Here is an 18,921-nt window from a genome sequence, read left to right as displayed (position 1 = left end):
TGGAGGTACTGAGATTTTGGGATACTATACAGATAAAAAAATTTTGATAATTGGTGGAACTGGTACCATAGGAAGAGGTCTTGTTAATGAGATTATAAAACAAAACCCAAAGGTTATCAGAATTTTTAGTAGAGATGAATATAAGCAGTTTGTAATGCAAAATGAAATAACAGATAGAAGCAAATTTAGATTTTTAATTGGGGATGTAAGAGATTATGAAAGAGTTGAAAGGGCGTCTAATGACATAGATGTTATTTTTAACCTTGCTGCAATGAAGCATGTACCTGCTTGTGAGTATAATCCAGATGAAGCTATAAAAACGAATATAATAGGGATGGAGAATGTAATTAAGGCAGGAGCATACCATAATGTAGAAAATGTGATATTTACTAGTTCTGATAAGGCAATTAATCCAGCTAACTCATATGGCGCTACAAAGCTTTTAGCGGAAAAACTTGTACAAGCAGCAAATTATAGCAAGGGTGCAGTAAAGACTAAGTTTGCAGTTGTAAGATTTGGAAATGTCATGGGTTCAAGAGGGTCTGTAATACCGCTTTTTAAAAAGCAAATAGAAGAAAATAAAAGAATTACCATAACTGACCCTAAAATGACTAGGTTTATGATGACTTTAAGTCAAGCTGTTGAACTTATTATGAGAGTAGGAGAAAATGCTAAAGGTGGAGAAGCTTTTGTATTAAAAATGCCTGTTATAAAGCTGTACGATCTCGCTGAAGTTATAATTGAGGAGACTGCTAATAAATTAAATATAAAAAAAGAAGACGTGAATATTACAACCATAGGTTTGAGAGCTGGAGAGAGAAAATATGAGGAACTTATGACTAGGGAAGAATCAGAATTTGCATTTGATTTGGGAAATATGTATGCGGTTTTGCCAACTTACTATGAAAGCATAAAAAATTATTATAGCAAATTTAAAAGTGCTAAAATTGGAAGCTACAATTCAAATGACGTTAAACCAATTGAAAAAGATGAAGTGAGAAAAATTTTAAGAGAAAATAAACTGTTATAAATTGATGAACTTGTGCGAGGTGATACTGTGAGTAAAATATACGATGAAAATTTGAAATACATAAAAATTATAGATGAAATTTTATATAATAAGATGATAACTTTACATAATAAAAGTGCATATATTGAAAGTAGCTTAAATGGTAATTCTAATATAGTGAAATTATATAAAGGAAGAAAGTATAGAATTTACAGTAAGGTAGATCCAATGGAAATGGCAGATTGTATAAGTGATACTGCCTTTAGTGAAGAAGCTGATATTATATTTATTTTTGGATTTGGGCTTGGTTATGAACTAAAAAAAATGCTGGAAAAAGATGAAGAAAGGACTTATATAATTGTTGAACCTGATGAGGATATATTTAGGGTTATGATTGAAAATGTAAACATTGATTTCATGATTAATAGTCCTTATGATATAGGAATTTACGTAGGTAAAGATTTAACACAAATAATGAATTTACTCGATAATGTAATAAACAAATTAAAAAGCCTTAAAATAAAGCTTGTAATTTCACCTATGTATAAAGCTATATATTATCAACTCTATAAAAGAATAATAGAAAGTTTGAGATTAAAATTAAACAGATATATTTCAAATATTAGGTCAATTAATTTAAGCGATAAGGTTTGGTATAAGAATTATGCGAAAAATTTAAATTACATAGGGGATACTTGCCCAGTTAAAGTCTTAGATGGAATATTTAAGGACGTACCAGCTGTAATTTGTGCCGCAGGACCTTCTTTGTCCTACCATATAAAGAAGTTAAGAGAGATCAAAGAAAATGTTTTAATTGTTTCAGTTGGAACTGGAATAACGATTTTGGAGTCCAATGGAATAAAAGCTCATATAGCAGGAGCGATGGATGGTAATGAATCAGAAGGAAAGCTTTTTGAAAATCTTGTACTAAATAAAGATGTGAATTTATTTTATTCTCTTCAAGTGTACGATAAAGTACTAGAGTATACGGGAAAATACAAGTTTGCTATGAATCAAACTAATATGGATTTATATGTAAGTAAACGCTTTGATTGGAATACATATGGAAAATTTAGTGGAAATTCTATTGCTAATGTCATGGCGGAAAACTTGGCTAAATTAGGCTGTAATCCTATTATTTTTTTGGGTCAGGATCTATGTTATAGTAGAAATAAGAATTATGCTGAAGGCGCAGTTTCTCATTATGAAATAAGTAATGAGAAATTTGAAAGTTCTAGTGAATACATAAAAGTTAAAAATAATAAGGGTGAGTATGTGTATACTAAACCATCATTTATTTCCATGCGAGATGTTATGGAAAGAATAATAGCATTAAATCCAAATACAGAATTTTTTAATGGTTCGGAAGATGGATTGAACATAAAAGGTGCGAAAAACATAAATTTCGATGATTATTATGATGAAAAACTTTCTATATTGCCAGAAAAAAACTTTAATAATACTATAAAGTACTTGCATAATAATGCCATTTATGAGAATATAAATAGTGAATTTATAAAATATTTTTTAAAAGAATTAAAAAATACACTTAATAATATTATAATTATTTGTGAAAGTACGATAAATATAATTGAAAGTGATCATATAATAAGTACTAAAGAAAAATATATAAGGGATTTTGAAGATAAACTTAATCAAATAGGTTTTTATAGGGAGGTTTTAAAATTTTCTGTAGAAAACATAGAATTTTTGACTCCAAAATCTTATTTGGAAAGAAAACTCAATGTGTATTTATATGTACTTGATAAATGTTATATAATGCTAAATAATATTCAGGAAGAGGTGCATTCTTAATTGGAAGAGGGTTACCTACAGAATAAAATTAACAATGTTGTTTTAAAGCTAAATGATTCATGGACAATGTTTATAATTTCAAATTTTGATGAAGCTGTTAATGTTTTGAAGAGTGCTATAAATGAAATAAATGAAATTGCTGATTATTCAGTACAAAACAAAGTAGCATTAAATTTAGATTCAAAAAGAATTTCCTATTCACTAAAAAAAATAAATGACTGCCTTAAAAAATCTCAATTTGTAGAGGCGGCGGATATCTTAAAGTATAAATTGCTTGAAGATTTTAAGACAAGTTGTAAACTAAATTAAAGTACTATCCACTAACTAAGGAGAGGAGGCTGATTTGATTGAAGATACTTGTTACTGGTGGCGCTGGATTCATTGGAAGATGGGTTGTCAAAAAACTTGTTGAGGATGGTCATAATGTAACTATATTCGATAATCTTTCAAATGGAAGAATTGAAAACATAAAGGAATTTGATAGAAACAAGGTTAAATTTGTTAAAGGGGATATAATAAATGACTGTGATTTAGATAGTTTATTTAAAGAAAAATACGATATAATATATCACCTTGCTGCATCCATAAATGTTCAAGATAGCATAGATGATCCTCAGAAAACCTTTTTTAATGATACGGTTGGAACTTTTAAAATATTAGAAAAAGCTAAAAAACAAATGTTTGGTGAAAAAGGAATAATGAAAGGGCTAAATTGGAAATCTGATGTAAGACAAAACACTTACCCTTGTAAAGTTGTCTTTATGAGCACATGCATGGTTTATAATATGTCTGATGAGGATGGAATAGATGAAACACATGCTGTTAAACCTGTGTCACCCTATGGGGGAAGTAAAATAGCAGCAGAAAATATGGTCCTTTCATATTATAATGCGTATAAATTACCTACGGTTGTAATAAGACCTTTTAACACATATGGACCATTTCAAAAGACAGGAGGTGAAGGAGGAGTAATATCTATATTTATAAAGAATTCCATTTCTGGTGTTCCTATAAATATATATGGCACAGGGGAACAAACTAGGGATTTTTTATATGTAAAGGATTGTGCAGATTTTGTTGTACTTTCTGGATATAAAAGCGCTGTGAATGGTGAGATAATAAATGCTGGAACTGGAAGGGATATTTCTATAAAAGAACTTTCTAATCTTATATCACAAAATAGGGTGCCAGTTAATTTTGTGGAACATATTCATCCTCAAAGTGAGATATTGAAGCTAAAGTGTAATTATTTAAAAGCAAAACAAATTTTAGGCTGGCAGCCAAAATATTCACTTGAAAAAGGTATAATTGAAACCGAACAATGGATTAAAAAATTTGGTCAAAATTTAACATAAAATGTCTGTAGAATATTTGAAAATATTACTAAATAATAGTATAATATAATGCATATATGAATTTAAGGACAATTTATTACAAAAAACATATTAGATAAAGATTTTTCTCATTTTTAGAAGGATTTTTAAATTTATTGTCAAATAATATTTAATGGGTGGTTAATGGTTAAATAAATATAGGGAGGTATTGAGAAAGTGGATATAAGTGGTATGTCACAAAGTCAATTTACATATGAACTTTTGAAAAAAGGACTTGATGCATCATCTGAGAGACAAAATGTAATATCTAACAATCTAGCAAATATAAATACAAAAGGATATAAGAGATCTTATGTTACTTTTGAGGATAATTTGAAAGATTCTGTGGATAATCTTGAAATGATAAGAACTGATTCAAGACACATAAATGATGGTGCAGAGTATGGGGGTATAGAAGTAAAAACAGATAATACCACCAGCATGAACGAGGATGGAAATAATGTAGATATTGATACGGAAATGACAAATGAAGCTCAAAATACTTTGAAATATTATGCGCTAACAAGTGAAATTAGCAGAAGAATTAGCATGACTGGCAATGTTATTAATGGAAAGTAGTTAATTTAATAGGAGGGAGTTAACGCAATGGGTGCTTTTAATTCATTTAATATAAGCTCAAGTGGTCTTTCAGCAGAAAGATTGAGAATGGACACAATATCATCTAATATAGCTAATATTTCGACAACAAGAACTGAAGATGGTGGACCATATAGGAGAAAAATTGCTACTTTTGAGGAGAATTTTGAAAATGTGTTTAATTCTCAAACCGGCAAATATGAAAAAAAATTATTAGGGGTTAAACCTACTCAAATAGTTGAGGATCAATCTCCATTTGAGGAAAAATATGATCCAGGTAATCCAGATGCTAATGCGCAGGGATATGTTGAAATGCCTAATGTCAATATATTGACAGAAATGGCGGATATGATGGCTTCTACAAGGGCATATGAGGCAAATGTAACGGCTATAAATGATGAAAAGGGTATGTTTACAAAAGCTTTAGAAATTGGTAAATAAGGAGAATTAATTTATGAGAGTAGATGAATTTATACCGGACAATGTAAAAAATGTTCTTCAAACTGGACAAAGTAGTCAAGTTAATTTAAATGGTAGCGATGCTAATAGTGAGAATAATAATGTTGATTTTGCACAAGTACTTGAAGATAAGTTGTCTTCGGTTAATGATAAACAGGTCAGTGCTCAGGAAATTTCAAAACAGTTTGTTGAGGGTGACGATGTAGATGTTCACCAAGTAATGCTTTCAACTGAAGAAGCTCAGCTGTCATTAGAGTTGGCTATCCAAGTGAGAAACAAATTAGTTGACTCATATCAGGAGCTTAGTAAAATGCAGTTATAGAGTTGGGAGTGCTTGTAATGAATAAACTGTTGAATTTTTTTAAAGGCTTATTTAGTAAATGGAAGGCATTGAGCAAAAAGAAAAAGGTGGCATTTATAATCTTAATAGTAGGAATTTTAGCTGCATTGTCTTTAATAATTATGTCGAAAACAACTACTAAATATGGAGTTTTATTTTCAAAGCTGGATTCAAATGATGCTGCTACAGTTATATCCAAATTAGATACATTAAAGGTAGCACATAAGGAGGATTCAAGCACTAATACTATTTATGTTCCTAAGGATAAAGTTGATAATTTAAGATTGCAATTGACTTCTACTTTAACAAATGGAAGTAAAGGGTTTGAACTTTTTGACGCTTCTAATAGTAAATTTGGAACTACAGATGCTGAGTTTAATGTTGAGTACCAAAGAGCACTTCAAGGAGAACTCGAAAAAACAATAAAGAGTTTAGATGGAGTTGATGATGCAAGGGTTACTCTTGTTATGCCCAAAGATTCTGTTTTTGTTAAAGATTCGACAAAAGCAACTGCTTCTGTGACTATTAAAATGAAGACAGGCTCATCTGATTTGAGTAAAAGTCAGGTTATGGCAATTGTTAGCCTTGTGTCAGGCAGCGTAAGCAATCTTCCAAAGGAAAATATTCAAGTTATTGATGATAAAATGAATCTTTTAAGTAAAGATTTATTTAAAAGTGATGACGGTAGTGATAGTTCAGAAACAGCTGAGGACAGGAATAAAGTAGAACAGCAGAAAGATGAATATTATGAGAAAAAAGCTCTTGATGTTCTTGAAGATGCATATGGTAAAGGCAAAGTAAAGGTAAAGGTAAATGTTGAGCTTAATTTTGATGCTTCACAAACTGACTCTGAGACATATTACAATAATCCTACAGATCAAAAGGATACAAAAAATCCAGTAGTTGTAAGTGAACATAATACTAGTAATTCAAGCTCTGGCACAAATGCTGCATCTGGAAGTCCAACAAATAACAATAATTCAAATACCATTACTAATGGTGGAAATAATACTTCTACGAGTACCGATTCTACAAAAAACTATGATGTTAGCAGTGAAAAAACTAAAACAGTAAAATCGCCAGGAGATGTTAAAAGGTTGACTATATCTGTTTTAGTGGATGGAAATGTAGATGCTAATACTCAAGATAAGGTATCTAATATTGTTGGAAATGCTGTTGGCTTTGACACTAAAAGAGGAGATTCTATAAGTGTTGAAGGTATGTCATTTGATAACAGCGCTCAAAAGGCTGCTCAAAAGGCGTTAGATGAGATGAAAGCTGAAGAACAAGCTGCTAAAAATCAAAAAATGTATATTGCTATAGGTATAGCTTCAGCAGTTGTGCTTGCTGCACTTATAGTATTAGGTGTTCGTTTAATTAAAAAGAGAAGAGCTGCTAAACTTCTTGCGGCTGAAGCAGAGGCAGAAGAAGATGAGACTCAAAGTATTGACGTTGTTGTTGATGATGAGGCTGTTAAAGAGAATAAGCAGAAATTTGCACCTATTAATTTTGAGAGAGAAGATGAAAATTCTCATGTTGAAAATGAAATTAAAAAATATGCGGCAAACAAACCTGAACAAGTTGTAGATATAATAAAGGCTTGGCTTGCCAGTGATGAGAGGTGATAGTTTTGGCTAGTAAAGAAGTAAAGCTAACTGGGGTTCAAAAGGCGGCCATACTATTTATCACCCTTGGCCCGGAGGCTTCAGCTAAAATAATAAAAAAACTTCCTGAAAGAGAAATCCAAAGAATAACTTATGAAATAGCAAATATAACTTCCGTTAAATCAGAAGTAAAGCAAGATATACTCAAAGAATTTATAGATATGAATAAGGCTAAGGATTATATTCTTGAAGGTGGCATTGATTATGCAAGAGATTTACTTTCAAAAGCTTTAGGACCACAAAAGGCTATGGAAATTTTAGACCAGGTAGCTGAAGCTACAGAGCAATATAGACCTTTTGCAATTGCAAGAAAAGCTGATGCACATCAATTATTAAATGTAATAACCAATGAACATCCTCAAACAATTGCACTTGTATTATGTTATTTACAGGCTAATAAAGCTGGACAAATTTTGTCCGCGCTTCCAGAAGAAGTTCAAGGTGATGTCGCATTTAGGCTTGCTACTATGAGTAATACTTCTCCTATGGTTATAAAAGAAATAGAAAAAGTTTTGAATAGCAAATTGTCATCTGTTGTAAGGTCTGATGTTACTGTTATTGGTGGTGTTCAAACTCTTGTTGATATATTAAATCAGGTTGATAGAACAACAGAAAAGAATATCAGAGAAGGACTTGAAAGAGAAGATCCAGAACTTGCAGAGAAGGTCAATGAGTCTATGTTTGTATTTGAAGATATTGTTACTCTTGATGATGCATCAATTCAAAGAGTTCTTAGAGAAATTGATACAAAGGATCTTGGTATGGCGCTTAAAGGATGCTCAGAAGATGTTTCAAATGCGATTTATAAAAATCAATCAAAGAGAGCTGCAGCTGCTTTAAAAGAAGACTTGGAATTCCTTGGACCAGTAAGACTTGTGGATGTTGAAAAAGCACAACAGAAGATAGTTAGTGTTATAAGAAGACTTGAAGATGCTGGAGAAATAATAGTTTCGAGAGGTGGAGAAGATGCTATTATCGTCTAGAGTTATAGATAATCTAAGGGTTGTTCAGCAAGATAAGCATCAAGTCATAGCTGTAGAGGATATAAAAATTCCAGAAAAAGAAGAAAAGTCCTCTATAAAGAACGCTGAGAAAAGGTTTCAATATGAACAATATGAGAATATAGCGACTTCTATAATAAAACAGGCAAAGTTAGAAGCTGAAAATATTAGAAAAGCTGCTATAGATGATTCGAGGATTATTGAAGAAAATGCATATAAAGAAGCTTATGAAAGAGGACTCAATGAAGGAAGAAAAAAAGGTTATGAAAATGCTTATAATGAAACTGTCGTAAAGGGAAAAATGGAAATTGAAAATTTAAAATCCCTTGCACAGCAAAATGCTTCGAATATTGTAAAAAGTGCAAGATATGAGTGCGAAAAGTATTATGAAAGTAAAGAAATTGAGATAAAAAGGCTTATTGTTGAAATAGCATCTAAGGTTATAAAGGAAAGAATTAAAAGAAGTGATGCTATAGATAATATGGTATATGAGGCAATAAAACTTTCTAAAGATGCTAAAACTATAATAGTAAAATGCAATGATAAGTATGTAAAAAATGTTAAAAATAATATTTCAACATGGAAAAATGAGCTTCCTTATAATGGAGAAATTTTTGTTATTGAAGATAATGAAAGAAATGATGGCTCTGCAGTTATTGAAAAGGATAATGGCAAAGTTGAGGTTAATGCAGATGATGCTATTGATAAAATTAAAGAAATAATATTGAAATCAGAATAGTATGGGGGATTACATGATTTATATTGATTTTGATGCTTTGACTAAAGAGATTTCTGAATGCAATACAGAATATACAGAAGGCGTTGTTAATAAAGTTATAGGTCTTACTATTGAAGTAGAAGGCATTAAAGCATTTGTAGAAGAAGTATGTGTAATTTACAATGAAAAAAATAGAGCTATCCCATGCGAAGTTGTAGGTTTTAAGGAACAGAGTGTAATACTTATGCCTCTCGGTGAACTTGTAGGAATATCCCCTGGATGCAGGGTTGTTCCTACAGGTAGACCATTAAGCGTTAAGTGTTCTTCGGAACTTTTAGGTAAGGTTTTAGATGGACTTGGAAATTCAATGACTGGTGAGGAGTTTAATAAGGGTGTATTTTATAGACTTGATAAAGAGCCACCAGATCCTTTAAAAAGAAGAAGAATTAAGAGTATAATTGCAACTGGAGTAAGAGCTATAGACGGTTTTTTAACTTGCGGTGAGGGGCAAAGAATAGGTATTTTTGCAGGAAGTGGTGTTGGTAAAAGTACAACCCTTGGTATGATAGCAAGAGAAGCCAAAGCTGATGTAAATGTAATTGCACTTATAGGCGAAAGAGGAAGAGAAGTACGTGACTTTATTGAAAAAGATCTTGGTGAAGAAGGTATGAAAAGATCTGTCATTGTTTGTGCAACCTCTGATAAACCTGCTCTTGTTAGACTAAAAGGTGCTTTTACTGCAACAGCTATTGCTGAGTATTTTCGTGATAAAGGTAAAAAAGTAATACTCATGATGGATTCTGTAACTAGATTTGCCATGGCACAAAGAGAAGTTGGACTAGCTATTGGTGAACCTCCAGCTACAAAAGGGTATACTCCGTCCGTATTTGCTAAGCTCCCAAGACTTATGGAAAGGTCTGGAATGTCTGATAAAGGTTCCATAACAGCATTTTATACAGTGCTTGTTGATGGAGATGATTTTAATGAGCCTATAGCGGATGCGGTAAGAGGTATACTGGATGGACATATTATTCTTTCAAGGGATATAGCTGCTAAAAATCATTATCCTGCTATAGATGTTTTAAAAAGTGTTAGTAGACTTATGTCTGAAATTGCAGATGATGAGCATAAAAATGCAGCAGGTATTGCAAGGGATTTACTTGCAACCTATAAGAATAATGAAGACTTAATAAACATAGGTGCATATGCTAGAGGAAGTAACAAAAAGGTCGATGCAGCAATTGCATATAATGATAAGATAAATTCTTATTTAAAGCAGGGAATAAATGAAAAGGCACCTATTGAGGAAAGTATAGAGAATTTAAAAAATATGTTTACAAGCTAATCTTATGAAAAGAGGGCTGGCATGGGAAAATTCAATTTTAGACTTCAAAAGCTTTTAGATTTAAAATTTCAAAAAGAAGAACAAAGTAAAATTGTATTTAAGAAAGCACAAGAAGAAAAATTGCAGGTGGAAGAAAAACTTAATTTATTAAATGATAATTATAGGAAATATAGTGAAACTATGATGTTTGGCACTGTTATCGAACAAAAAATCACCCATAATTATCTTAATTCACTAGTTTCTTGTATAGATGAAACAAAAATTGAATTATATAAAAAGAATGAAATGCTTGAACAAAAAAGAAAAGAGCTTGTAGAAAAGCAAATTGAGAGAAAAACTGTTGAAACTTTAAAGGAAAAACAAAAAGATAAATTTGAGTTAGAAACTAAATTGGTAGAGCAGAAGTTTAATGATGAACTTGCTCTATACGGATACATAAGAAAACTTGAAAGGGGGTGAGAAATTGGAAGGTATTTATGCTTCAAAAATTATTAATTTAGTAAATGTAAATAATAGCAGCTCTAAAAGTTCATCTGCAAGTGATACTAAACCTAACAGTTTTGATAGCTACTTGAAGAGTTATTCTACTAATAAGGATACTACAAGTGCAGACAATGATAATTCAAATGATGCTAATTTAAATAACGTCAACTCAAGTGATGCAAATTCAAGTAGCACTGAGCCAAGTGATATAAATTCAAATAAAAATGTGCAAGAAAAAAATTCAAATAAAAATGTTTCAAGTGATAAAGCTAAAAATAAAGTTAGTGATAAGAATTCTGAAGCTAAAATCGATTCTGATGTAGATAAATGTAAGGATGATACTACAGGTGAACAAACTAATGTGCAAGCTATACTTACTGCTGTACTAAATTGCTATGATGGCAATTCAATTGATTTTACTAAACTAAAGAGTCAACTTGAAAAATTAAACATTTCACAGGATTTTCAAAAGGATATACTTGATATTGCTTCTAAACTTCAAGATTTATTCAAAGGAAAAAGCAGTAGTGACTTTGTAAGTTTTTTAACTTCTAAGATAAATAACGATACAGCGTCAAATGAACATGACAAGCTTATAAACAATATAATTGACGTTTTAAAATCAAAGTTAAATAAAGATGAAGTAGTAAAAGTAGATAAAAGCAGTAATATTTCTAATTTAGTAAGCCAATCAAGCAATAAACCTATTGCAAATTCTGAAATACAACAAAAAAGTGTAGAAAAAGCTAAGATTAGTACTTCAAACGACAATATAGGAGATACTAAAAGTAATGCTGTAAATGAAAATTTTCAAGATAGTCTTGATATCGATGATGAGAGCAAGGCTTCTCAAAATTATGAAAAAAACGATGATACAAGTAAAAACGAAGATGAATTTTTAAAGAAGTTATTATCACAGGATAAAAGTGATAGTAAAATGTCAAAGATGACTACATTTATGAATCAATTTTCAACCATAAGCAATACAAGCACTCAAGCGCTAAAAGGTGAAGTTCAAGTAATAAATAAGAACAATTTTGCAGCTGATATTGTGAAGTCAGTAACATATATGCAAAATAACAACATTAAAGAACTTACAGTAAAAATAAATCCTAAAGAACTTGGGGAAGTTGTAATAAGACTTTCAATGGAAAATAACATTATGAAAGCAAGTATTTCCGCTGAGAATAAGGAAACTTATGCTCTTTTAAATTCAAGTCTTGGAGATATAAATAATAGTTTAAACAATCAAAATATAAAAATTCAAGCGTTTTCTGTAAATATATACGATGATACTACTTATTTTGGGGGGGGCAGCAGCGAAAAAAATAATGAAAATGATGCAAGAGAACAAAATAAGGGCAATAGCAATAAGGAGAATGTGGCTGAAATTAAAAATGAATCTAACAACATAGATTTGAATGAAGGAAAAGTAAATATATTAGCTTAAGAGGTGAAAATATGTCAAATTCATTTAATGATTTGAATACTATTGATACTAGTAAAATAGCTTCAGGCAGTAGTAGCAGTACTAGAAAAACGTCTAATACTTTAGATCAAGATGCTTTTGTAAGAATACTTACAGCTGAGATGGCAAATCAAAGTCCTGATAACAGCCAGGATGCAACACAATTTGTAGCTCAGATGGCTCAATTTTCAAGTGTGGAGCAGATGCTTAATTTAAATAGAACAATGACATTTAATGGAGCATCATCTCTTATAGGAAAAGTGGTAACCATGAAATCAGCAGATAGTGATGGAAATCCTTATAGAGGTATTGTTGAAAAAGTCACAAGAAATGGTGACAGTATGAAGGTTTATGTAGATTTGCTTGACCAAAATGGCAATCAAATCTATCAAGAAAAGTTTGATGATAAAGGAAATCCTGTAATTAAAGATGGAAAACCTGTATATCTTACTGAAAAAAAAGAGAAGGTTGATTCAGATGGAAAAGTAGTTACAGATCCAACAACTGGACAGCCTGTATATGAAGATGTTCCAATTAATAAGGTTATGACATTTGATTATTCAGATGTAGATAGTGCAAGTGGTATAGCTGTTAACATTGTAGATACAGGTGAAATTCAAAAAAGCTAATTTTAAGATATTGATAGGTGATAACTTATGGTATATAGAGTTGTTAATGGAAAATTAATTAATGTAGAGAGTATTTCTAATAGCTCTAATAATTTCACAAAATATAATTCTAAAAAATCAGATACAACATTTGAAAAGATATTAGATGACAATTTAGGTAAAAATGCAGGATTTAGCATTTCTAATCATGCTGCTGCAAGAATTAAATCAAGAAATATTGAATTTAATGAAGTTGATATGAAAAAAATAAATAAAGGAATAAATGACGCAGATGAAAAAGGTGCTAAAGATTGCCTTATATTGTATAAGGATGTTGCACTTATAGCAAGTATAAAAAATAGAACAATAATAACTGCTGTTGATAAAAATAGCAGAACAGGAAATGTATTTACAAATATAGATAGTGTAGTTTTATTGTAAGCTGGACCTAAATAAAACCATAGAAATATGAGTTTAAATGAGGAAGCTTAAACTGTGGAATGACGGAAGCAGGAGGTAAACTACAAAAATAATTTTGGAGGTAGTTTTATGTTAGGATTATTTAGTGCTGGTATCAGTGGAATGAGCACAAGTCAAGATAAATTAAATGTAACTGGTAGTAATATTGCAAATTCAAGCACAACTGCTTATAAATCTCAATCTGTTAATTATTCGGATACCTTTAGTGAAACTATTAGTGATGCTACATCAGCAACTAGAAATTCAGGAGGTACAAATGCGAAGCAGGTTACACTTGGTACTCAGGTCTCAAGCATTTCTACTGATATTTCAAAAGGATCATTAAATCCAACAGGTAGAAATCTTGATGCTGCTATTACTGGTGAAGGTTCGTACTTTATGGTTGCAAATGGTCAGACTATGTTTAATGAGGATGACTGCATTAAGGTTGACACGAATAATCATTCTATAACCACAGTGCCAACTGGAACAGCTGTTTCATATACAAGGGATGGTAGTTTTCAACTCGATGATCAAGGCAACCTTCTTACATCTGATGGACATAGAGTTCTTGGATATTCAATGATTGGAAGAAATGAAATTGGTTCGGGTTATTACGCAGATGTAGTTAGTATATCAAAGAATCAAGGCGAAAGTACTGGAAATGTTTCGACAGATTCTTCAGTTATTACAGCAGATGGTGTAACTACTTTAGATGGTGCAAATTCAGTAGTTATTTCTAGAGCATCTGCAGTTACTACAAATGGAGAATCTTCATATATTGCGGCTGGAGATGTTGCTTTTGTAGATACAGAAGATCCTGATTTGAGAGCAGATGGCAGCAATCTTCATACTTTAAGAGTACCAGATTCAGTTAAGAAAATTTATCATGATGCCAATGGTACACATGTTAAGAGTGTAAAGGTAAAGAGCTTTTCTATAGGACAAGATGGAATAATAACAGCAGTATTGGATGATAATACTACTGCAGCTCTTGGACAGATTGCTATGGCTACATTTAAGAATCCTGAGGGACTTACTAAGGATGGTTCAAATTTGCTTAGCGTTTCTCCAAATTCAGGAGCGGCAATTTTAAGGTCTGGTGCGGCAAATGATATTAAAGGGCAAGATGCATATAATAAGTCTATAGCAGCGCACGATAATTCGTCAGGCTATCCTACTATACAAGGAGGAGCTCTTGAAGAGTCAAATGTTGATCTTGCAAAAGAATTTACTAATATGATAGTTGCATCAAGAGCATTTCAAGCTAATGGAAAAAGTATAAGTACTGGTGATGAAATTTTGCAGAGTTTGGTTAATCTCGTAAAATAATTGATACAATTTCTGGTTTTCAATGTATATAGATAAACTGCTTCAACTATTGAAATTTATGTGCACCAAAATGCCCAGAAGACGGCATTTTGGTACAAATAAATTTTAAGTTTCAAGGTGGTTTATCTTTAGAAATATACATTGAAAACTATAAAATTTATTAAAGGAGTGAGGCTATGATAAAACTTAGGGGGATGAATGGAAAAGACTTTGTACTCAATGATAGTCAAATAGAGAAAATTGAAGAAGTACCAGAAACAGTAATTACACTTGTAAATGGAAATAAGTACATTGTTGAAGAAACTGTAGATGAGGTTATAGATAAGGTGATAATGTTTAAAAAACAAATATTTAAAGGGACCTTTAAATAGGGACCTTTATTTATACATATATTGTTATTTATGATATAAAGGGGATGAATTAAGAATGGCTGACGATAAAAAGAACGATGAGGCTAAAAAAAATGGGAAGGGTTCAAAAATCATAATTATATTCTTAATTGCTGTAATAATAGTATTATTAGTATTTGGAATATTGTACTTTTTTGTATTTTCAAAAAAAGGTGGAAGTACTACTAATAATACAAATGTAGATACAAATCAAGTACAACAAACCAGTTCTGGAAGTATTACTACAGTAGATGTAGATGAACAAACTTATAGTTTTGATGATATTACAACTAATTTATCAGATAAAGATACTGAAAAATTTATAAAGGTTAGTGTTGCATTAGGATATGATGGTAATGTTAATAAAAAATTAAAGTCTGAATTGGAAGATAAAAATGCCGTAAAAACGCCAATACTGCAGGCTGAAATAGTAGGAGTTTTAAGAAGTAAAGCTGCAGCAGATTTTGCTGATCAAAAAAAGGTAGAAGAAATAAAAAAAGAAATTCTTGATAAAGTTAATATGCATTTAAAAAATGGGAAGATTTCAAATATATATTTTAGTAATTTAGTTATTCAATAAATACTATTAGGATGGTGTTGTATGATAGATACAGCAGGGATGATAATAAAATTTATAATATTTTTTCCCATGATTATACTGTTAATTTATGTTTCACTAAAATATGGGGGCAGTAAATTTCAGGGTATGCAAAATGAAAAATATATTAAAGTACTAGAAAAGACGTCTCTTTCAAAGGATACAAGTCTTTTGGTTATTAAAATTGGCTCAAAGGGATATATTATGTCTAGTACTACTTCTAAAACAGAAATTTTAATGGAGATTGATGGTGAAGAATTAAGCGCCATTGAAAAAGTGAAAAAAATACCACAGTATAAAAGTTTAGATGAGTTTTTTAAAGATATTAAGAATAAGCTTGGGATGAAAAAGGAAGATTAGCTATGAAAAAGAAAAAAATGATATTTTTAATGGTGTTTTTTATATGCGCTTTTTATTTTGGAAATAAAATTTATGCAGCGCCAACAACTTCGCAAACTTTAAATGTACCTAAAGTAGGTATTTCTATCGATAATAGTTCCAGTAATCCAAGTGATCTAGTTGATGATATAAAACTTCTTCTAGTACTTACAGTTTTAACTTTGCTGCCGTCTATAATTGTAATGATGACAAGTTTTACTAGAATAATAGTTGTTTTTGGATTCTTGAGAAATGCTATGGGTACACAGCAATCTCCACCTAATCAAGTGCTTGTAGGGTTGGCTTTATTTCTTACTATGTTTATAATGATGCCAACGTATAATACTATGAATAAAGATGCTATACAACCATATTTAAATAAACAAATAACACAACAAGAGGCGTATACGAGAATTAAAAAACCATTAAGGCAGTTTATGCTTAAAAATACTTATAAGAAAGATTCAAATTTATTTATTGAATTGGACAAGTCTAAAGGTAAATACACTGCAGTAAATATGCCTATGCATATAGTTATTCCAGCTTTTATTATAAGTGAGCTTAAGACTGCATTTACAATTGGATTTTTACTGTATATACCTTTTCTTATAATAGACCTTGTAGTAGCAAGTATCCTTATGTCAATGGGAATGATGATGCTTCCACCAGCTATGGTATCAATGCCATTTAAACTCCTTTTGTTTGTAATGGTAGATGGATGGTATATGGTAGTTAAGTCACTTGTACTGAGTTTTGCGAGGTGATATAGATGACGGAAAATATGATAATAACAGTAATGAAGGATGCGGTATCAACAGGGCTTATGATTTGTGCACCAGCACTTATAGTATCAGTAGTAGTAGGCCTTATAATAAGTATATTTCAAGCAACAACTCAAATTCAAGAACAAACTCTTACATTTTTACCTAAGCTTTTGGCTATAGTCTTAGTTGGATTTATGACTGGAAGTTGGATGCTTCACATGATGACGGGATTTATGAGCAGAATATTTGATATGATTTCAAATATAACAAGTTAGGTGTGATAAATGGTGGATATTACTTATTTAACATCATTGTTTCTTATATTTTTAAGAATACTATCGTTTTTTATTGCACTTGAAGTTATATTTCCTAAAAGTTTTCCTAATATAGCAAAAATAATGATTTCATTGGCGATTTCCTTTTGTGTTATTCCATACATAAATTTATCAAATGCTACGGCCCTTAATAATGGTATTTTATATGTTTGGCAATGTGTATGTGAGATTATGACAGGACTTATACTTGGTTTTTTTGCAAATTTAACCTTTATAGGTGCAAGAATTGGAGGACAGCTTCTTGATTTTCAGATAGGATTCTCAATGATGTCATCTTATGATCCTACAACGCAAACTAATGCTTCATTATTTGAGAGACTTTTTTATATGTTTTCAATTGTTTTTTATTTTACCATTGATGGACATATTATGCTCATAAAAGAATTAGTTAATAGTTTTGCTGCTGTTAAGCTTGGAACTTTTGTAGTAAATTCTCAAAGTGTCATGACTTCCTTTAATGTTTTTACACAATTTTTTGTTATAGGTTTAAAAATAGCACTACCGGTTATACTTGTCCTTTTAATTACAGATTTAGTTTTAGGGCTTATGTCTAGAACTGTTCCGCAGTTAAATGTAATGATTTTAGGAGTTCCTATAAAAATATTGCTTGGATTAGTATGTGTTATGCTTACATTGCCAGTTATAATAAAATTTATGGTTTCATCCTTTAATTCGTTACCTGATATTTATAAAGGGTTTTATAAGCTTATTCCAGCTGCAATTATATTTGCAGATTCGGATAAAACAGAGCAAGCTACTCCTAGAAAACTTGGAAAAGCAAAAGAAAAAGGTCAAGTACCTAGAAGTAAAGAGGTACCGCTTGCAATTACACTTATAACCATTACAATTATATTGTCAGTATTTGGTGATACCTTATTTGGATATCTTAAGGATATAATGTATGAATTTTTACAAAATTATTTAAAGCCTAATTTAACTGAGGTTGGTTTGAAAAATGTATTTGCATTTTCAATAATAAACTTTTTTAAAGTGATTTTAATTTTTATTTTACCAATAATGATTTTAGGTGTTGCTGGAAATATAATTCAAGTAGGTTTTATGCATACAATGGAACCTTTGAAGCCTAAGTTTGAAAAAATAAATCCAGCCGCAGGATTTAAAAGAATGTTTTCTATGAGAACATTAGTTGAGCTTATTAAAGATATGTTCGTGGTTTTTATAGTTGGAATTGTTGGATATCAATTTTTGATGAGTAATTATGGAGATATTGTACAGCTTAATAATTTAGTTGTAAATTATATTCCTCATGCTTATCTATCATATGTAGTTGATATATTTAAGCGCATAAGTTTAGTAATGCTTACAATTGCTATAGTTGATTTTGCGTATCAAAAACGTCAATTTAAAAATGATATGAAAATGACTAAGCAGGAAATAAAAGATGAATTTAAGCAGGATGAAGGAGATCCAGAAGTTAAGGGTAAAAGAAAACAGAGAATGAAAGAGATTATTTCTAGAACTATGATGAACAAGGTACCTGATGCTACTGTTGTAATTACAAATCCTACTCACGTTGCTGTAGCTCTTAAATACGAGAAAGGTGTGGATAAGGCACCTATGGTTGTTGCTAAAGGTGTAGATAGAACTGCACTTAAGATAAAAGAAATTGCAAGTGAAAACAATGTTCCAATTATAGAAAATAAACCTCTTGCTAGACTTATATTTTCAAAAGTTGATATAGATGAGGCAATACCAGTCGATATATATCAAGCTGTTGCCGAAATTCTTGCTTTTGTATATAAATTAAAAAAGAAAAGATAGGAGG

At 30.8% G+C, this 18,921-nt stretch carries 22 protein-coding genes; all 22 read left to right on the top strand.

Features of this window, described 5'->3' with window-relative positions:
• Positions 1-16: 16 nt before the first annotated feature.
• The 22 genes from LQK79_RS00890 to LQK79_RS00785 all read left to right on the top strand — a co-directional run bounded on the left by LQK79_RS00890 (position 17) and on the right by LQK79_RS00785 (position 18,917).
• Positions 17-1,030 carry an SDR family NAD(P)-dependent oxidoreductase gene (locus LQK79_RS00890; RefSeq protein WP_231015286.1) on the top strand — a complete coding sequence of 338 codons (1,014 nt, stop codon included), beginning with the start codon at positions 17-19 and terminating at the stop codon, positions 1,028-1,030.
• Positions 1,031-1,057: 27 nt separating this feature from the next.
• A complete protein-coding gene (locus LQK79_RS00885; RefSeq protein ID WP_231015092.1) occupies positions 1,058-2,824 on the top strand; it encodes a motility associated factor glycosyltransferase family protein in 1,767 nt (588 codons plus the stop codon).
• Entirely contained in the window at positions 2,825-3,133 is a 309-nt protein-coding gene (locus tag LQK79_RS00880; RefSeq protein ID WP_231015091.1) for a hypothetical protein, read from the top strand.
• A gap of 38 nt (positions 3,134-3,171) precedes the next feature.
• Positions 3,172-4,179, top strand: coding sequence for a GDP-mannose 4,6-dehydratase (locus LQK79_RS00875; protein WP_231015090.1), 1,008 nt, complete (start codon positions 3,172-3,174; stop codon positions 4,177-4,179).
• Positions 4,180-4,374: 195 nt separating this feature from the next.
• Positions 4,375-4,776, top strand: coding sequence for a flagellar basal body rod protein FlgB (flgB, locus tag LQK79_RS00870; RefSeq protein ID WP_053240963.1), 402 nt, complete (start codon positions 4,375-4,377; stop codon positions 4,774-4,776).
• A gap of 27 nt (positions 4,777-4,803) precedes the next feature.
• Complete coding sequence (gene flgC, locus LQK79_RS00865) at positions 4,804-5,235, top strand: flagellar basal body rod protein FlgC (RefSeq protein WP_231015089.1); 432 nt, start codon at positions 4,804-4,806, stop codon at positions 5,233-5,235.
• 13 nt (positions 5,236-5,248) lie between these two features.
• Positions 5,249-5,575 (top strand): flagellar hook-basal body complex protein FliE, encoded by a 327-nt coding sequence (gene fliE, locus LQK79_RS00860; RefSeq protein WP_053240962.1) that lies wholly within the window; start codon positions 5,249-5,251, stop codon positions 5,573-5,575.
• A gap of 17 nt (positions 5,576-5,592) precedes the next feature.
• The gene (gene fliF / locus LQK79_RS00855; protein ID WP_231015088.1) at positions 5,593-7,218 is read left to right on the top strand and encodes a flagellar basal-body MS-ring/collar protein FliF; all 1,626 of its coding nucleotides are present in this window, start codon (positions 5,593-5,595) and stop codon (positions 7,216-7,218) included.
• 5 nt (positions 7,219-7,223) lie between these two features.
• A complete protein-coding gene (fliG, locus tag LQK79_RS00850; RefSeq protein WP_231015087.1) occupies positions 7,224-8,240 on the top strand; it encodes a flagellar motor switch protein FliG in 1,017 nt (338 codons plus the stop codon).
• Positions 8,224-8,997, top strand: coding sequence for a FliH/SctL family protein (locus LQK79_RS00845; RefSeq protein WP_231015086.1), 774 nt, complete (start codon positions 8,224-8,226; stop codon positions 8,995-8,997). Before fliG ends, LQK79_RS00845 begins: the two co-directional genes overlap by 17 nt.
• Before the next feature lie 13 nt (positions 8,998-9,010).
• Positions 9,011-10,321 carry a flagellar protein export ATPase FliI gene (gene fliI, locus LQK79_RS00840; protein ID WP_231015085.1) on the top strand — a complete coding sequence of 437 codons (1,311 nt, stop codon included), beginning with the start codon at positions 9,011-9,013 and terminating at the stop codon, positions 10,319-10,321.
• A gap of 21 nt (positions 10,322-10,342) precedes the next feature.
• Complete coding sequence (gene fliJ / locus LQK79_RS00835; RefSeq protein WP_053240958.1) at positions 10,343-10,780, top strand: flagellar export protein FliJ; 438 nt, start codon at positions 10,343-10,345, stop codon at positions 10,778-10,780.
• A gap of 4 nt (positions 10,781-10,784) precedes the next feature.
• Entirely contained in the window at positions 10,785-12,254 is a 1,470-nt protein-coding gene (locus LQK79_RS00830) for a flagellar hook-length control protein FliK (protein ID WP_231015084.1), read from the top strand.
• A gap of 11 nt (positions 12,255-12,265) precedes the next feature.
• Complete coding sequence (locus tag LQK79_RS00825) at positions 12,266-12,901, top strand: flagellar hook assembly protein FlgD (protein ID WP_231015083.1); 636 nt, start codon at positions 12,266-12,268, stop codon at positions 12,899-12,901.
• Positions 12,902-12,928: 27 nt separating this feature from the next.
• On the top strand, positions 12,929-13,321 hold the full coding sequence (locus tag LQK79_RS00820) for a TIGR02530 family flagellar biosynthesis protein (protein ID WP_053240955.1): 393 nt from the start codon (positions 12,929-12,931) through the stop codon (positions 13,319-13,321).
• Between the two features lie 108 nt (positions 13,322-13,429).
• Positions 13,430-14,671 carry a flagellar hook-basal body complex protein gene (locus LQK79_RS00815; protein ID WP_053240954.1) on the top strand — a complete coding sequence of 414 codons (1,242 nt, stop codon included), beginning with the start codon at positions 13,430-13,432 and terminating at the stop codon, positions 14,669-14,671.
• A gap of 176 nt (positions 14,672-14,847) precedes the next feature.
• A complete protein-coding gene (locus LQK79_RS00810) occupies positions 14,848-15,042 on the top strand; it encodes a flagellar FlbD family protein (RefSeq protein WP_053240953.1) in 195 nt (64 codons plus the stop codon).
• Between the two features lie 55 nt (positions 15,043-15,097).
• Entirely contained in the window at positions 15,098-15,640 is a 543-nt protein-coding gene (locus tag LQK79_RS00805) for a flagellar basal body-associated FliL family protein (protein ID WP_053240952.1), read from the top strand.
• A gap of 21 nt (positions 15,641-15,661) precedes the next feature.
• Positions 15,662-16,018: a flagellar biosynthetic protein FliO gene (locus tag LQK79_RS00800; RefSeq protein WP_231015082.1), complete on the top strand. Its 357-nt coding sequence runs from the start codon at positions 15,662-15,664 to the stop codon at positions 16,016-16,018.
• 2 nt (positions 16,019-16,020) lie between these two features.
• A complete protein-coding gene (gene fliP, locus LQK79_RS00795) occupies positions 16,021-16,800 on the top strand; it encodes a flagellar type III secretion system pore protein FliP (protein ID WP_231015081.1) in 780 nt (259 codons plus the stop codon).
• Between the two features lie 5 nt (positions 16,801-16,805).
• On the top strand, positions 16,806-17,075 hold the full coding sequence (fliQ, locus tag LQK79_RS00790; RefSeq protein WP_053240950.1) for a flagellar biosynthesis protein FliQ: 270 nt from the start codon (positions 16,806-16,808) through the stop codon (positions 17,073-17,075).
• 9 nt (positions 17,076-17,084) lie between these two features.
• The gene (locus LQK79_RS00785; protein WP_231015080.1) at positions 17,085-18,917 is read left to right on the top strand and encodes a fused FliR family export protein/FlhB family type III secretion system protein; all 1,833 of its coding nucleotides are present in this window, start codon (positions 17,085-17,087) and stop codon (positions 18,915-18,917) included.
• The last annotated feature ends 4 nt before the right edge of the window (positions 18,918-18,921 follow it).

This window comes from Clostridium guangxiense, assembly GCF_021043395.1.
Lineage (GTDB): Bacteria > Bacillota > Clostridia > Clostridiales > Clostridiaceae > Clostridium_S > Clostridium_S guangxiense.
This window is presented reverse-complemented; position numbering and strand designations above follow the sequence as displayed.

Coding starts and splice junctions, on each gene's coding strand:
- flgC (WP_231015089.1), top strand. CDS start 4,804: ATGGGTGCTTTTAATTCATTTAATATAAGCTCAAGTGGTCTTTCAGCA.
- fliE (WP_053240962.1), top strand. CDS start 5,249: ATGAGAGTAGATGAATTTATACCGGACAATGTAAAAAATGTTCTTCAA.
- fliF (WP_231015088.1), top strand. CDS start 5,593: ATGAATAAACTGTTGAATTTTTTTAAAGGCTTATTTAGTAAATGGAAG.
- LQK79_RS00845 (WP_231015086.1), top strand. CDS start 8,224: ATGCTATTATCGTCTAGAGTTATAGATAATCTAAGGGTTGTTCAGCAA.
- fliI (WP_231015085.1), top strand. CDS start 9,011: ATGATTTATATTGATTTTGATGCTTTGACTAAAGAGATTTCTGAATGC.
- fliJ (WP_053240958.1), top strand. CDS start 10,343: ATGGGAAAATTCAATTTTAGACTTCAAAAGCTTTTAGATTTAAAATTT.
- LQK79_RS00825 (WP_231015083.1), top strand. CDS start 12,266: ATGTCAAATTCATTTAATGATTTGAATACTATTGATACTAGTAAAATA.
- LQK79_RS00820 (WP_053240955.1), top strand. CDS start 12,929: ATGGTATATAGAGTTGTTAATGGAAAATTAATTAATGTAGAGAGTATT.
- LQK79_RS00815 (WP_053240954.1), top strand. CDS start 13,430: ATGTTAGGATTATTTAGTGCTGGTATCAGTGGAATGAGCACAAGTCAA.
- LQK79_RS00810 (WP_053240953.1), top strand. CDS start 14,848: ATGATAAAACTTAGGGGGATGAATGGAAAAGACTTTGTACTCAATGAT.
- LQK79_RS00805 (WP_053240952.1), top strand. CDS start 15,098: ATGGCTGACGATAAAAAGAACGATGAGGCTAAAAAAAATGGGAAGGGT.
- LQK79_RS00800 (WP_231015082.1), top strand. CDS start 15,662: ATGATAGATACAGCAGGGATGATAATAAAATTTATAATATTTTTTCCC.
- fliP (WP_231015081.1), top strand. CDS start 16,021: ATGAAAAAGAAAAAAATGATATTTTTAATGGTGTTTTTTATATGCGCT.
- fliQ (WP_053240950.1), top strand. CDS start 16,806: ATGACGGAAAATATGATAATAACAGTAATGAAGGATGCGGTATCAACA.
- LQK79_RS00785 (WP_231015080.1), top strand. CDS start 17,085: ATGGTGGATATTACTTATTTAACATCATTGTTTCTTATATTTTTAAGA.